13 protein-coding genes are annotated in these 13994 nt (G+C 74.1%); 10 read left to right on the top strand and 3 right to left on the bottom strand.

Annotated features, from left to right (window positions below; all coding sequences use genetic code 11):
- The first annotated feature begins 86 nt into the window (after positions 1-86).
- From AB5J87_RS29735 to AB5J87_RS29715, 5 genes are read left to right on the top strand one after another with little or no spacing between them, the layout of a single operon-like run.
- Complete coding sequence (locus AB5J87_RS29735) at positions 87-1364, top strand: MFS transporter (RefSeq protein ID WP_369380992.1); 1278 nt, start codon at positions 87-89, stop codon at positions 1362-1364.
- Entirely contained in the window at positions 1361-2269 is a 909-nt protein-coding gene (locus AB5J87_RS29730; protein ID WP_369380989.1) for a putative hydro-lyase, read from the top strand. The genes AB5J87_RS29735 and AB5J87_RS29730 overlap by 4 nt, the downstream gene beginning before the upstream one ends.
- Before the next feature lie 43 nt (positions 2270-2312).
- Positions 2313-3077 (top strand): LamB/YcsF family protein, encoded by a 765-nt coding sequence (locus AB5J87_RS29725; RefSeq protein WP_369380987.1) that lies wholly within the window; start codon positions 2313-2315, stop codon positions 3075-3077.
- On the top strand, positions 3074-3733 hold the full coding sequence (gene pxpB / locus AB5J87_RS29720; protein WP_369380986.1) for a 5-oxoprolinase subunit PxpB: 660 nt from the start codon (positions 3074-3076) through the stop codon (positions 3731-3733). The genes AB5J87_RS29725 and pxpB overlap by 4 nt, the downstream gene beginning before the upstream one ends.
- The gene (locus tag AB5J87_RS29715; RefSeq protein ID WP_369380983.1) at positions 3730-4632 is read left to right on the top strand and encodes a biotin-dependent carboxyltransferase family protein; all 903 of its coding nucleotides are present in this window, start codon (positions 3730-3732) and stop codon (positions 4630-4632) included. Before pxpB ends, AB5J87_RS29715 begins: the two co-directional genes overlap by 4 nt.
- Positions 4633-5062: 430 nt before the next feature.
- Here the strand turns inward: AB5J87_RS29715 and AB5J87_RS29710 are convergent, their stop codons facing one another.
- Both AB5J87_RS29710 and AB5J87_RS29705 read right to left on the bottom strand, forming a co-directional pair.
- The gene (locus tag AB5J87_RS29710; RefSeq protein ID WP_369380981.1) at positions 5063-6481 is read right to left on the bottom strand and encodes a HEAT repeat domain-containing protein; all 1419 of its coding nucleotides are present in this window, start codon (positions 6479-6481) and stop codon (positions 5063-5065) included.
- A 259-nt stretch (positions 6482-6740) separates the two neighbouring features.
- Positions 6741-7133 (bottom strand): ankyrin repeat domain-containing protein, encoded by a 393-nt coding sequence (locus tag AB5J87_RS29705; protein WP_369380979.1) that lies wholly within the window; start codon positions 7131-7133, stop codon positions 6741-6743.
- A gap of 324 nt (positions 7134-7457) precedes the next feature.
- Between AB5J87_RS29705 and AB5J87_RS29700 the strand changes: the two genes are divergently transcribed.
- A complete protein-coding gene (locus tag AB5J87_RS29700) occupies positions 7458-7652 on the top strand; it encodes a hypothetical protein (protein ID WP_067155558.1) in 195 nt (64 codons plus the stop codon).
- Between the two features lie 37 nt (positions 7653-7689).
- Entirely contained in the window at positions 7690-9243 is a 1554-nt protein-coding gene (locus tag AB5J87_RS29695) for a hypothetical protein (protein ID WP_369380977.1), read from the top strand.
- A 275-nt stretch (positions 9244-9518) separates the two neighbouring features.
- On the opposite strand, the gene AB5J87_RS29690 is transcribed toward AB5J87_RS29695, so the two are convergent.
- Positions 9519-11015: a PLP-dependent aminotransferase family protein gene (locus AB5J87_RS29690; RefSeq protein ID WP_369380976.1), complete on the bottom strand. Its 1497-nt coding sequence runs from the start codon at positions 11013-11015 to the stop codon at positions 9519-9521.
- Positions 11016-11079: 64 nt separating this feature from the next.
- Here AB5J87_RS29690 and AB5J87_RS29685 point away from each other — a divergent pair, with 64 nt between their 5' ends.
- From AB5J87_RS29685 to AB5J87_RS29675, 3 genes are read left to right on the top strand one after another with little or no spacing between them, the layout of a single operon-like run.
- Positions 11080-11784, top strand: a complete 705-nt coding sequence (locus AB5J87_RS29685; protein ID WP_369380974.1) for a YitT family protein — start codon at positions 11080-11082, stop codon at positions 11782-11784.
- Positions 11781-12545 carry a glycerophosphodiester phosphodiesterase gene (locus AB5J87_RS29680; protein WP_369380972.1) on the top strand — a complete coding sequence of 255 codons (765 nt, stop codon included), beginning with the start codon at positions 11781-11783 and terminating at the stop codon, positions 12543-12545. The genes AB5J87_RS29685 and AB5J87_RS29680 overlap by 4 nt, the downstream gene beginning before the upstream one ends.
- Positions 12546-12590: 45 nt before the next feature.
- Positions 12591-13955 (top strand): MFS transporter, encoded by a 1365-nt coding sequence (locus AB5J87_RS29675; RefSeq protein ID WP_369380970.1) that lies wholly within the window; start codon positions 12591-12593, stop codon positions 13953-13955.
- Positions 13956-13994 lie beyond the last annotated feature (39 nt).

Genomic DNA, 13994 nt, shown 5'->3' with positions numbered 1-13994 from the left:
CCCGGCACCAGACGCGGACCCGCACCCCCGCGCCGCACCCGCTCCGCACCGTCCCCTCTTCCTGCCAGACCTCCTGCGAGGTGCAGATGAGTACGACCCAGACCGAGCAGCAGCACAGTGGACTCCCCGTCGGCACCGGCCCGTTCGCCTGGCTGTCGGCCCTGGGACCGCGTGGCCGCCGCGCCTTCGGCGGCGCGTTCGGCGGCTACGCCCTCGACTCCTACGACTACTTCACCCTGCCGCTGAGCATGGTCGCGATCGGCGCGTACTTCGGCCTCGACCACGGCCAGACCGGACTGCTCACCACGGTGACGCTGGTGGTCTCGGCGGTCGGCGGCGCGCTGGCGGGCATCCTCGCCGACCGGATCGGCCGGGTGAAGGCACTGATGATCACGGTGATCACCTATGCGGTGTTCACCGTCGCCTGCGGCTTCGCGCCGACCTACGAGACGCTGATGGTCTGCCGCGCCCTCCAGGGCTTCGGCTTCGGCGGCGAGTGGGCGGTCGGCGCGATCCTGGTCGCCGAGTACGCCTCCAGCCGGCACCGGGGCCGCACCCTGGGCGCGGTGCAGAGCGCGTGGGCGGCGGGCTGGGCACTGGCCGTGATCGTCTACACGCTGGTCTTCCACTACGTGGACGCGGACACCGCCTGGCGCGTGATGTTCTGGACCGGCGCGCTGCCCGCCCTGCTGGTGATCTACATCCGGCGCAACGTCAGCGACGCCCCGCAGGCCGCCGCGGAGCGCGCGGCGCACCCGGGGCGCGGCTCGTTCGCCGCGATCTTCCAAAAGGACCTGCTGCGCGTCACGTTCTTCGCGACCCTGCTGTCCACCGGCGTCCAGGGCGGCTACTACACGCTCGCCACCTGGGTACCGACGTACCTCAAGACCGACCGGGGGCTGACGGTCGTCGGCACCGGCGGCTATCTGGCGTTCCTGATCTCCGGTGCGTTCCTCGGCTACCTCACCGGAGGCGTGCTCACCGACCGGATCGGCCGCAAGCGCAACATCCGGCTCTTCGCGGTGCTGTCGGCGCTGTGCATCCTCGCGTACACGCACATCCCGTCCGGCGCCAACACCCTGCTGCTGGTCCTCGGCTTCCCGCTCGGCTTCTGCATGTCCGCGATCTTCAGCGGCTTCGGTTCGTTCCTGAGCGAGCTCTACCCCACGGCGGTGCGCGGCACCGGCCAGGGCTTCACGTACAACAGCGGCCGGGCCGTCGGCGCCTTCCTGCCCACCTTCGTGGGCTACCTCTCCGACAGCTGGGGCGTGGGCGGGGCCCTGGCCCTGGGCGCGGTCGGCTACGCGCTGGCGGTCGTGGCCCTGGTGGGACTTCCCGAGACGCGCGGACAGGAGCTGACATGAGTACCGTGGACCCCACGATGTCCGTACCCGGCGCCCACGCACGCGTAGCGGCCGAGAAGCAGCGGACGGACCCGTCCGCCTCGGCCCCCGACGGCCACGCGCGCGTGGCGGGCGCGGACGGGCCGGTGCCCGCCGCCGTCACCCCGCGCGAGGCGCGCGCCCACTTCCGTACCGGCCGGGGCGGTCCCACCGCGGGCTGGGCACCGGGGTACGCCCAGGCGAACCTGATCGCGGTCCCGGCCGACTGGGCGGACGACGTACGGGAGTTCTGCGCCCGCAACCCGCAGCCCTGCCCGGTCCTCGACGTCACCGGCCCCGGAGCGTGGACCACCGCGCTCGCCCCGGACGCCGACCTGCGCACCGACCTGCCGCGCTACCGCGTCTGGGAGAACGGCGAGCCGATCGCGGAACCCACCGACGTCCGGGCGTTCTGGCACGAGGACCTGGTCTCCTTCCTGATCGGATGCAGCTTCACCTTCGAGTCCCAACTGGCCGCCGAGGGCGTGCCGCTACGCCACGTCGAGCAGGGGAGCAACGTGTCGATGTACGTCACCAACCGCCCCTGCCGTCCCGCCGGGCGGCTCAGCGGACCGCTCGTCGTCTCGATGCGGCCGGTACCCGCCCGGCTGGTGGAGACGGCCCGCCGGGTCAGCCGGGCGATGCCCGCGGTGCACGGCGCGCCCGTGCACACCGGGGACCCGGCGGCGCTGGGCATCGCGGACCTGTCCCGGCCCGACTTCGGTGATCCGGTGCGCGCGGAGCCGGGGGACGTGCCGGTGTTCTGGGCGTGCGGAGTCACCCCGCAGGCCGCCCTCGCCGCCTCCCGGCCGCCCTTCGCGATCACCCACGCGCCGGGCCGGATGCTGATCACCGACGTCCCCGACAGCCACTACCGCACGGCCTGAACCACCGCGCCGACGCACCGCCCGGACAGGAGAGCGCACGACCATGACACCCGCCCCCATCGACCTCAACGCCGACCTCGGCGAGGGCTTCGGCCGCTGGCGGCTGACCGACGACGAGGCCCTGTTGTCCATCGTGACCAGCGCCAACGTGGCCTGCGGCTTCCACGCGGGCGACGCGGTCACCATGCGCCGGGTCTGCGCGCTGGCGGCCGAGCGCGGGGTGCGGATCGGCGCCCAGGTCTCCTACCGCGACCTGGCCGGGTTCGGGCGGCGGGCCATGGACGTCCCGCCGGACGAGCTCGCGGCCGAGATCGCCTACCAGATCGGCGCGTTGGAGGTGTTCGCCCGGGCCGCCGGCAGCCGGGTCTCGTACGTGAAGCCGCACGGCGCGCTCTACAACCGGGTCGTGCACGACGAGGAGCAGGCGGCGGCCGTGGTGGCGGGCGTCGGGCTCGCGGGCGGGACGCTCCCGGTCCTCGGCCTGCCCGGCTCCCGGCTCCTCGAACGGGCCGCCGGGGCCGGACTGCCGGTCGTCACCGAGGCGTTCGCGGACCGCGCCTACACCCCCCGGGGCACGCTGGTGCCACGCGGGCGCGCGGGCGCGGTCGTGAGCGACCCGGAGGCGGTCGTTGAACGCTCCCTCGGCCTGGCCCGGAGCGGCTCGGTGGTCGCGGAGAACGGGGCGACGGTCGCGGTACGCGCGCGTTCCCTCTGTCTGCACGGCGACACCCCGGGCGCCGCCGAACTCGCCCGCCGGGTGCGCGCGCGGCTGGAGGGCGCCGGGGTGCGGGTGGAGGCGTTCGCATGAGCCCCGCCGAACCGGCGCCCGCGCCGCGCCCTGTGGCACTGCGCACCCTGCCCGTCGGCGACCACGCGCTCCTGATCGAGCTGGCGGACGGCGCGCAGGCCGAGGCGCTCCACGCCGAGCTGCTGCGCCGCCGTGCCGAGGGCACCCTGCCCGCCGTGCGCGAGATCGTCCCGGCGGCCCGGACCGTCCTGCTCGACGGCCTCGAAGACCCCGCGCGCCTGGCGGTCCAGCTGCCCGGCTGGCGGATCCCGCCGCCGCCCGCCGACCGGGGCGCCTCGGTGGAGATCCCGGTCCGCTACGACGGCCCGGACCTGGCCGAGGTCGCGGCCGGGTGGGGCATGTCGCCGGAGGCGGCGGTACGCCTGCACAGCGCGGCCGAGTTCCGGGTGGCCTTCTGCGGCTTCGCGCCCGGCTTCGGCTATCTGACGGGGCTGCCCGAGCGCTACTCCGTGCCCCGCCGGGCCACCCCGAGGACCGCCGTCCCGGCGGGTTCGGTGGCCCTCGCGGGGCCGTACACCGGTGTCTACCCGCGCTCCTCCCCCGGCGGCTGGCAGCTGGTGGGCCGCACCGACGCCGTGCTGTGGGATCCGGCGAGGGAGCCCGCCGCGCTCCTCGCACCGGGGACCCGGGTGCGGTTCGTCGAGGAGCGCGCATGACGGACGGGGCCCTGTGGGTCGTACGGGCCGGGGCGCTCACCACCGTGCAGGACGCGGGCCGGCCCGGATACGCGCACCTCGGGGTGGGCCGGTCCGGCGCGCTCGATCCGCCCGCGAGCCGCCTGGCCAACCGGCTGACCGGCAACGCACCGGACGCGGCCGTCCTGGAGACCACGCTGACCGGCTGCGCGGTGCGCCCGCGCCGGGACGTCACCGCGGCCGTGACCGGGGCCCCCTGCCCGGTGGCGGTCGACGGCCGCCCGGTGGCGTGGGGCGCGCTGGTACGGGTGCCCGGGGGCGCCGTCCTCGACATCGGCGCGGCGGTGCGGGGGGTGCGTTCGTACGTGGCGTTCGCCGGGGGGATCACGGTCGACCCGGTCCTCGGCAGCCGCGCCACCGATCTGCTCTCGGGGCTGGGCCCGGCGCCGCTGCGCGACGGCGCGGTCCTGCCGCTGGGGCGCCCCAGCGGCGTCCACGCGCGCGTGGACGCGGCGCCCGCGCCCGGCCCGCCCGAGGAGCTGATCCTGCGCCTCCTGCCGGGGCCCCGCCGGGACTGGTTCGGTCCGGACGCGCTGCGCACGCTCGCCACCGGCCGCTACCGGGTCTCCCCCGCCAGCAACCGGATCGGGCTGCGCACCGAGGGCCCGGCCCTGGAGCGGGCCGTGCCGGGCGAACTGCCCAGCGAGGGCATGGTCCTGGGCGCGGTCCAGGTGCCGCCGGACGGGCGCCCGGTGGTGTTCCTGGCCGACCACCCCACGACCGGCGGCTATCCGGTGGTGGGGGTGGTCGACGAGCGCGACCTGCCCGCCGCCGCACAGGCCGCACCCGGCACTCCGGTCCGGTTCGTGCCGGTGCGCGGGCGCGTTGTGGTGCGCCCGGGGCCCACAACGGCCCCGTAGCCTCCGCGCGTCGGCGGGCCCGGCCGCGCCGCTCCAGGGGGCGCGCGGCACAGCGACGAGCGCTTCCCCGAGCGCCTCGACGGCGCACGGGGTCGGGTGCGTGGTGGTGTCGCACGCGGTGGCGGGCGCAGACGTCTGCGCCGGGGACGCGTCCACGGCCGGGGTACGTCTGTGCCCAGGCTCATCTCCGGCCGGGGCACGTATGCGCTCGGGGCACGTCTGCCACCGAAACGCGTCCGTGGCTGGGGCGCGCCTCCGGGCGAGGCACGCCTGCACTCGGGGCGCATCTACGACCGGGGCACGCCCACGCTCCGGGCCCTTCTACGACCGGGGCACGCCCGCGCTCGGGGCGCGTCCGCGACCAGCGCGGGGCCCCGCGGCAGCGGGCGGGCGGAGGGGCGCGCCGCCCCCTCCCGTCAGCCGTGCCGGGTCATATCGCCGGTGCGTCCGGGCCCATCCGGTTGTGGATCGCGCTCTGGACCTCGGCCTCCTCGGCCGGGTCGTCGGCGAGCCGGCGCAGCCGCTCGGCCACGCGCGCGTCGACCAGCTCCGCGTACTGGGCGGCCACTTCCCGGGTGGTCTCCTCGCAGTCCCACAGGCACTCGACGGCGAAGCCGGTGGCGAAGGAGGGGTCGGTGGCCGCGAGGGCGCGGGCGGTACGGCCGCGCAGTTCGGAGGAGGCGGTCTCGCGGTAGAGGTGGCGCAGTACGGGTGCGGCGCAGCCGATGCCGAGCCGTGCGCTCCCGTCGACCAGGGGGCGCAGCAGGGGCGCGTCGGGCCCTTCGGAGCGCACGCACTCGCGCAGTGCGCCGAGCACCAGCTGGGCGTCCTCGGCCTCGCCCCGGCAGGCGAGCACGCCCGCGGCGGCGGCGCCCAGCGCGTCCGGCCGGTGCACCCAGCCGCGCGCCCGGTCGACGGCCTCGGGCCCGCACATCCGCTCGAAGGCGAGGACGGCGGCCTCGGCGACGGTACGCGAGCCGCCCGCCATGGCCGCCTCGACGAGGTCGAGCACGCGCGGGTCGCGTGACTCGGCGAGGTAGTGCAGGGCGGCGCACCGGGCGCCGTCCGCGCCGGCGCGTGCGGCCTCCACGATCAGCTCGCGGTCGTCGGGCCCCGCCACCGCGCCCAGGCAGCGGGCGGCGGGCAGCGCCAGATCGGCGCCGCGCTCCAGGCCCTCCTGGGCCCAGTCGAAGACGGCCGTGACGCTCCAGCCCGGCCGGGGTCCGGACGGACTCAGCTGGCGCTGCCAGCGGTCGAAGGACCCGGTTTCCTGGGCGGCGCGCACCCGGGCGCCCACCGCGTCGCGGGTGTCCTCGGCCCACAGCCGCCAGGGCCGGGGCTCGAACGCGTCCCGGACGGTGGCCGCGAGCTCGGCGTCGCCCTCGGGCGTACCGGGGAAGCGGGCCAGGACGGGCTCGGCGAGGGCGCGCAGGCCCGCGTCGTCGTCCCGCAGGGCCAGCTCGTCCAGGGCCCAGGCCCAGTTGGCGCCGTGCGCGGCGTACCGCCGCAGGAGCAGCAGGGCGTCGTCCCTGCCGTACGAGGCGAGGTGGCCCAGGACGGCCAGCGCGAGACCCGTGCGGTGCTCGTCGGCGTCCAGGACGTCCCCGGCGCCGAAGAGATGGGCCTCGATGTCGCCGAGTCCGCCGTCGAGATCCAGATACAGGCGCGCGTAGTACAGGGACCGGTTCTCCACCTGCCAGTCGTGGCGGGGGTCGCTCAGTACACAGTGGTTCAGGGCCGCCAGGGCCTCGGGGCGGGGGGCCGCCAGCGCGTGCAGGGTGCCGTCGCCGCGGCCCCTTTGCAGCAGGCCGAGCAAGGTGCCGCTCGGCGCTATGACTGGATCAAACATGAAAATAGCCTCACATCAAGCTGTCGACGCAACCGGGATCCGTGCCGTGCCCTAGTAGGCCGCGCGCCAACATGTTCGGCCGTCCGCCGTCTTCCGCTTGTTGTGAGCCATCTTCCTGCCTCTCGTCGTGTGGCCCCCGATTAAGGGCCCTGCCCCTGGTGAAGGGGGCTCGTCGTCATGATGACCCAGGCATTTCGCCACCGCGACCACATTTCCGAGCCCCTCTCACCAGGTACGCAGGGCGTGCCCGGCGCAAACCTCAGTGGTCGCCGAAGAGTGCGAGCAGTTCGGTCTTCCCGAACATGCGTGCGGTGTCGACCGCAGACGGCGTCCCGGCGGAAGGATCGGCTCCGCCGGCCAGCAGCGCCTTGATCACCGCGTCCTCGCCCTTGAACACCGCCCCGGCGAGCGGCGTCTGCCCCCGGTCGTTGGCGCGGTCCGCCGCCGCCCCGCGCGCGAGGAGCGCGGAGACCGCCTCCGCGTGCCCGTGGTACGCGGCCAGCATGACGAGGGTGTCGCCCTTGTCGTTGGTGAGGTCCGGGGAGACGCCCGCGTCCACGTACGCGACGAGCGCCTCGGTCTCACCCCGGCGCGCCAGATCGAAGATCTTGGCCGCCAGCTCGACCACCTCGGGATCGAGGGCATCGCTCATCGGACGGACCGCCTTTCACACCGCGTACGGCGCCCGCGAGAACGCCTCTGACCTGGCACGTACGACTAAAGCGCCGTACGAGTGAATCGACAGGGTACTGCCCGTGGCACCGACATGACTCGACCCTCCCGGGGCAAAGCTCACCGCGGGTGACGACAACCGGCCCGGCGGGCGCACAGTGTGCCGCCCGGAAGCCGGTTTCGTATCCGCCACTCCAGTGAAAATCAGAGAATTTCACCCGATTGCAGCTTTTATCACATAGATACTTCCTGTGATCCTGGAAGAACTCATGGTGACTGTCCCCCTCTACCAGGAGAACTCCTCATGATCCTGTCCATCTCAGGTGTGGTCCTGCTCGGCATCATCGTCTTCCTGTTCTTCAGGAAGGACGGCCTCAAGGCGTCGCACGCCATGGTCTGCGCCCTCTTCGGCTTCTATCTGGCGGGCACCGCGATCGCCCCGAGCATCAAGGCCGGAGGCCAGAGCCTCGCAAGCCTGCTGGGCGGGATCAAGTTCTGACCTCCCGCAGTCCCCACCACCCCCACAGGAGACCGACGTGGCCCGGCGACCGCTTCCCCGCATTCTGAGCAGCACCAGCGTTCCGATCGCCCGCAGTCGCGAGATCGCGCGCACGGCCGCCGACAGTGCCACCGACGTCCTCCATCCGCTCATCACCGTCAGCCGCGGACTGCGGCTGATCGCCGCCGCCCTGCGCGGCCGGTGGGCCGCCACGCCCAAGGAACGGCGTGGTCCCGCGCTGTTCCTGGTGGCGGCCGTGGTCCTGGTGGTCGCGCTCATCCCGTACGGGCCGCTGCTCGCCCTGATCACGGTGATGGCCGCGGCCGCCTGGCAGGGCCGCGAACGCACCCCCGTCAAGACCGGCCCGGACGAGGCGGAGCTGGGCCGCCTCCAGGCCCTCTACGAGGCCCTCGTGCCGTACTTCTCGGTGCCGGAGGATCCCAGCCCCCTGTTCGCCCACGGCGGGGAGTGGGCGGCGGCGCTCGGCGAGTACGAGTTCGACGACGACGGCCGGGTCACCCGCCTCCTGATCCGCTACCCCGCGTACTTCCCGGACGGCGAGCCCGAGGCGCGCGCCCGGATCGAGCAGTTGCTGCACGCCAAGTCCGGGCGCGGCCGGGAGTACCGGTTCGAGTGGGACGAGGCCGGCAACCAGCTCGTCATGCGCGTCCTCGACGCGCTCCCCACCACGATCGCCGCCCAGCGCTTCGTCGCCGGGCCCGGTGAGACCGTCCTCGGCTTCACCGACCCCGACGCGGTGCAGCGGACCGTGCCGGTCGCCGACGGCGACGACGTACGGGACGCGCCGCCGGCGGTCTGGCGCACCGGCCCGCGCTCCACCGAGCCGCATCTGCTGGTCGTCGGCGAACCCGGCAGCGGCACCACCAACCTGCTCCGCTCCATCGCCCTCCAAGTGCTCCAGCACGGCGACCTGCTGGTGGTCGAGGGCAGCGGCACCGGCGAGTACGCCTGTCTGACCGGGCGCCGGGGCGTCCTGGCCGTCGAGTGCGGCCTCGCCGGGGCGCTGGCCACCCTGGAGTGGGCGGCGCACGAGACCGAACGCCGTCTCATCGCCGCCAACCGCGCCCGCCAGACCGGTCAGCCCGCCCCGGACGACATCAAGCGTCCGCTGTGGATCCTGCTCGACCGGCCGAGCGTCTTCGGGCACCTCGCCGCCGCCGACGGCCGCCCCGACCCCCAGCAACTGCTCCAGACACCGCTGCGGCACGGCCGGGCGGCGGGGGTCACGGTGGTGGTGGCGGAACAGTTCGACAGCCTGGACGCGCTGACCGAGCCGGTCCGTACGCACACCCGCGCACGCGTGGTGCTCGGCCCGACCACCCCGGGCCAGGCCGAAGCCGTCCTGGGCGCCCCGCCGCACACCACCCCGACCGCCACCGTCCCGCCCGGCCGCGGCTACGCCCGGCTCGGCGGCGGACCCGTACTGCGCCTCCAGGTCCCGGCGACGCCGGACCCGTACGACGACGCCACCAGCGAGGCCCACCGCCAGGCGGTCCTCGACCTCCTCCCCGAGCGCGAACTCCCGGTGGAGGCGACACCCTGCCAGGAGGCGGTACCGGCGGAGGGGTGAGGCGCGGCTGCGGGCGGGACGGCTGTCAGATGACGTCTATTGCTATCTGACAGCCGTCATCTGACGGCTGTCATCGCCCAGTCGTCACCCGACACCTGACATCCGGCATCAGACATCGCTCACCTGACACCTGACGACTGTCATCGCACAGCTGCCATCGCGGAGCTGCCATCGCGGAGCTGCCATCGCACAGCTGCCATCGCACAGCTGTCATCTGACACCCGTCATCTGACACTCGTCATCTGACACCCGTCATCCCCGACCCGTCCCCCACCTCACGCCACGAACGTCCGCGGCGACTCTCCCCCGCCGCTCGCGCCCCGTTCCACCAGGCGGGCCGCCGCCGCCAGTCGGGACGCGGCCTCCTGTGCGACAGGGCCGCTGACCGTGAAGGGGAGCCGGACGTACCCCTCGAAGGCGCCGTCCACGCCGAAGCGGGGCCCGGACGGCACCCGTACTCCGACCCGCTCCCCCACCTCCGCGAGCCGCGAGCCGGAGACTCCGCCGGTGCGCACCCAGAGCGTGAGTCCGCCCACCGGTACGTCGAACTCCCACTCCGGCAGCTCCCGGCGGACCGCCGCCACCAGTGCGTCGCGGTTCTCCCGGGCCTGGTCGCGGCGCAGGCCGACAGCCTGTTCCCAACCGCCGGTGGCCATCAGCCAGTTGACGGCGAGCTGTTCGAGGACGGGGGTGCCGAGGTCGGCGTAGGCGCGGGCGGCGACCAGCGAGCGGATGACATCGGGGGCCGCCCGCACCCAGCCGATGCGCATGCCCGCCCAGAACGCCTTGCTCGCGGAGCCGACGGTCAGCACGGTCGCGCCCGCCGGGTCGAACGCGCAGACCGGACGCGGCATCTCCACGTCGTCGAGCCACAGCTCGGACATGGTCTCGTCCACGACCAGCACGGTCCCGGCCGAGCGGGCCGCGTCGACGAGTGCGCGCCGCTGGTCCTCGTCGGCGAGCGCGCCGGTCGGGTTGTGGAAGTCGGCGACCACATAGGCGAGCCGGGGCGCGGAGTCGCGCAGGACCTGGCGCCAGCGGGGCAGGTCCCAGCCGCCGAGGCTGTCGGCCATGGCGACCGGCACCAGCCGGGCGCCTGCCTCGCGCATCAGCTGGAGGATGTTGGCGTACGAGGGCGACTCGACGGCGATGCGTTCGCCGCGACCGGCGAACAGATGACAGATGGCGTCGATCGCCCCCATGGCACCGGTGGTGACCATGATCTGTTCGGGCATGGTCGGGATGCCGCGCGCGGTGTAGCGCTCGGCGAGCATCTGGCGCAGGGCGGGCAGCCCGGCCGGGTAGTCGCCGTGGGTGTGCGCGTACGGCGGCAGCTCCTCCAGGGCGCCCTGGACCGCGCGGGTCAGCCACGGCTCGGGCGCGGGCAGGGCCGCGCACCCCAGGTCGATCATCGAGCCGAGCGACTCGGGCGGCAGTGGTTCGAGGCCGCGCGCGGGCAGCGGGTTGCCCGCCGGGACGGCCGTCCAGCTGCCCGCGCCCCGGCGGGACTCCAGGAAGCCCTCGCCGCGCAGCGCCTCGTAGGCGGCGGCGACGGTGGTGCGGCTGACCGAGAGCGCCAGGGCCAGTTCCCGCTCGGCGGGCAGCCGGGCGGCGACCGGAACCCGCCCTTCCAGGACCAGGAGCCGGATCCCGTCGGCGAGCGCCCGGTAGGCGGGCGGCTTGCGCGCGCCGGGGCCCGCCGGGCGGGGCTGCTGTGCGTTGAGCTGACGGGCGAGCTGTGCCGGCCCGACCGCCGAGGTCCACTGCGCCATGGAAGTCAGTCCACCTTCCCCGAATTGGCCATGGTTGGGATTGCTTTCCCAGCCACAGAGTGTCATGCGCCGGTCCACTACCACCAGACAGGGGGGCAGTCACTTGTCCACGCACCTCACCCGCAGGCTGATCCAGCTCTACGTCGGCCTGACGCTGTACGGGGTGAGCTCGGCGCTGCTCGTGCGCAGCGGGCTCGGGCTCGAACCGTGGGGCGTGCTGCACCAGGGGATCGCCGAGCGGACGGGGCTGAGCATCGGTGTCGTCTCTATCGTCGTGGGGGCGCTGGTGCTGCTGCTGTGGATACCGCTGCGGCAGCGGCCGGGCCTGGGCACGGTCTCCAACGTCTTCGCCATCGGCCTGTCGATGGACGCCACCTTGGCGCTGGTGCCGGACGCGCCGGGGCTGGCGGCGGGGATCCCGGCGCTGCTCGCGGGCATCGTGCTGAACGGGGTGGCGACCGGCCTGTACATCTCGGCCCGCTTCGGGCCGGGCCCGCGCGACGGTCTGATGACCGGGCTGCACCGGCTGACCGGCCGTTCCATCCGGCTGGTGCGCACCTCGATCGAGGTGGCGGTGGTGGGGACGGGATTCCTGCTCGGCGGTTCGCTGGGCGTGGGCACGGTCGCGTACGCGCTGGCGATCGGACCGCTGGCGCAGTTCTTCCTGCGGCTGTTCGCCGTCCCCGCGCCGCCGTCGTCGGCAGCGGTCGTCGCCGAGGGGGCGGTCGTCGCCGAGGAGGCGCCGGAGCAGGCCATACTGCCCGGGTGACTCGCGTACGCCACCCCTACCTCGATCATCCGACGCCGATCGCCTTCGCCCACCGGGGAGGTTCGGCCGACGGCATCGAGAACACCGAGGCCGCCTTCGCCCGCGCCGAGGCGGCCGGTTTCCGCTACTTCGAGACGGATGTGCACACCACCGTGGACGGGCGGCTCGTCGCCTTCCACGACGCGACCCTGGACCGGGTCACCGACGCGGTCGGCCGGATCGCGGACCTGCCGTGGGCCGAGGTCCGCCAGGCCCGGGTCGCGGGCCGGGAGCCGCTGCCGCTCTTCGAGGACCTGCTGGAGGCGTTCCCGCGGGCGCGCTGGAACGTGGACGTCAAGGCGGCGTCCGCGCTGGTCCCCCTGGTGGAGCTGATCCGCCGGACCGGCGCCTGGGACCGGGTGTGCGTGGGTTCGTTCTCGGAGGCCCGGGTGGCCCGGGCCCAGCGGCTGGCGGGCCCGCGGCTGGCGACCTCGTACGGGGTGCGGGGCGTGGCCGCGCTGCGGCTGCGCTCACTGGGGATCCCGGCGCCGCTGCGCCGGGGCGCGGTGTGTGCGCAGGTGCCCGAGGCGCAGGGCCCGATCCCGGTGGTCGACCGCCGCTTCGTGCGGACCGCGCACGCCCTGGGCCTGCAGGTACACGTATGGACCATCAATGATCCCGATCGGATGACGAAGCTCCTGGACCTCGGCGTCGATGGCATCATGACCGATCATCTGGAGACGCTGCGCACGGTCCTGACCGACCGGGGAGCCGGGTTCTGACCCACCCCGCGCGCGCCCACGAGCACGACCGAGAGGGCGCCGGGTTTGACCACCGACACCACGGTCCGGGCCGCCGAGGCGGTCCCGGACGCCGAACGCCGCCGTGAGCAGCGCGGCTGGTACTTCTACGACTTCGCCTGCTCGGTCTATTCGACGACCGTCCTGACGGTCTTCCTCGGCCCGTACCTGACGGCGATCGCCGAGGACGCCGCCGACGCGGACGGCTTCGTGCACCCGCTGGGGGTGCCGGTGCGGGCGGGGTCGCTGTTCGCGTACGCGGTGTCCGCCTCGGTGGTGCTCGCGGTGGTCCTGATGCCGGTGGTGGGTGCCGCGGCGGACCGCACGGGCCGCAAGAAGCCGCTGCTCGCGGCAGCCGCGTACATCGGGGCGGCGGCCACCACCGGGATGTTCTTCCTGGACGGCCACCGCTATCTGCTGGGCGCGGTGCTGCTGATCGTCGCCAATGCCGCGCTGTCGGTCTCGATGGTGCTCTACAACGCCTTTCTGCCGCAGATCGCGGGCCCCGAGGAGCGCGACCGGGTCTCCTCGCGCGGCTGGGCGTTCGGCTATACGGCGGGCGCGTTCGTCCTGGTCCTCAATCTGGTCCTCTACTCGGGCCACGACGGCTTCGGGCTGTCCGAGGGCACGGCGGTGCGGATCTGTCTGGCCTCGGCCGGAGTGTGGTGGGGCGCGTTCACGCTCGTACCGCTGCGGCGGCTGCGGGACCGGCGGGCGCCCGCCGGGCACGTACCGGCCGACGGCAGGGTGGGCGCGGGCTGGCGGCAGCTGATGGCGACGCTGCGGGACATGCGCGCCCGGCCGCTGACCCTGGCGTTCCTGTTCGCCTACCTGATCTACAACGACGGTGTGCAGACGGTGATCTCGCAGGCGTCGCTCTACGGTTCGCAGGAGCTGGGGCTCGACCAGAACACCCTGATCGTGGCCGTGCTCCTGGTGCAGGTGCTGGCGGTGGCGGGTGCGCTGGGGATGGGGCGGCTGGCGCGGTCGTACGGCGCCAAGCGGACCGTCCTGGGCTCGCTGGCGGTGTGGGCGCTGATCCTGGGCACCGGGTACTTCCTGCCCGCGCACTCGCCGGTGCTCTTCTTCCTGCTGGCCGCCGCGATCGGCACGGTCCTGGGCGGCAGCCAGGCGCTGTCGAGGTCGCTCTTCTCACACCTGGTGCCCAGCGGCAAGGAGGCCGAATACTTCTCGGCCTACGAGATGAGCGACCGGGGGCTCAGCTGGCTGGGGCCACTGGTGTTCGGGCTCGCGTACCAGCTGACCGGGAGCTATCGGGATGCCATCATCTCTCTGGTGATCTTCTTCGTGGTGGGGTTCGCCCTGCTCGCGAGGGTGCCGGTGCGGGCCGCGGTGGCCGCCGCGGGGAACCCCGTTCCGGCGCGGATTTAGACGTTGAAGTGAAAGGCCGGTAGTGTACGCCTTTGGCCT

The organism is Streptomyces sp. cg36 (assembly GCF_041080675.1).
In the GTDB taxonomy this organism is placed as follows: Bacteria; Actinomycetota; Actinomycetes; order Streptomycetales; family Streptomycetaceae; genus Streptomyces.
This window is presented reverse-complemented; position numbering and strand designations above follow the sequence as displayed.

Coding starts and splice junctions, on each gene's coding strand:
- AB5J87_RS29735 (WP_369380992.1), top strand. CDS start 87: ATGAGTACGACCCAGACCGAGCAGCAGCACAGTGGACTCCCCGTCGGC.
- AB5J87_RS29730 (WP_369380989.1), top strand. CDS start 1,361: ATGAGTACCGTGGACCCCACGATGTCCGTACCCGGCGCCCACGCACGC.
- AB5J87_RS29725 (WP_369380987.1), top strand. CDS start 2,313: ATGACACCCGCCCCCATCGACCTCAACGCCGACCTCGGCGAGGGCTTC.
- pxpB (WP_369380986.1), top strand. CDS start 3,074: ATGAGCCCCGCCGAACCGGCGCCCGCGCCGCGCCCTGTGGCACTGCGC.
- AB5J87_RS29715 (WP_369380983.1), top strand. CDS start 3,730: ATGACGGACGGGGCCCTGTGGGTCGTACGGGCCGGGGCGCTCACCACC.
- AB5J87_RS29710 (WP_369380981.1), bottom strand. CDS start 6,481: ATGTTTGATCCAGTCATAGCGCCGAGCGGCACCTTGCTCGGCCTGCTG.
- AB5J87_RS29705 (WP_369380979.1), bottom strand. CDS start 7,133: ATGAGCGATGCCCTCGATCCCGAGGTGGTCGAGCTGGCGGCCAAGATC.
- AB5J87_RS29700 (WP_067155558.1), top strand. CDS start 7,458: ATGATCCTGTCCATCTCAGGTGTGGTCCTGCTCGGCATCATCGTCTTC.
- AB5J87_RS29690 (WP_369380976.1), bottom strand. CDS start 11,015: ATGGCGCAGTGGACCTCGGCGGTCGGGCCGGCACAGCTCGCCCGTCAG.
- AB5J87_RS29685 (WP_369380974.1), top strand. CDS start 11,080: ATGCGCCGGTCCACTACCACCAGACAGGGGGGCAGTCACTTGTCCACG.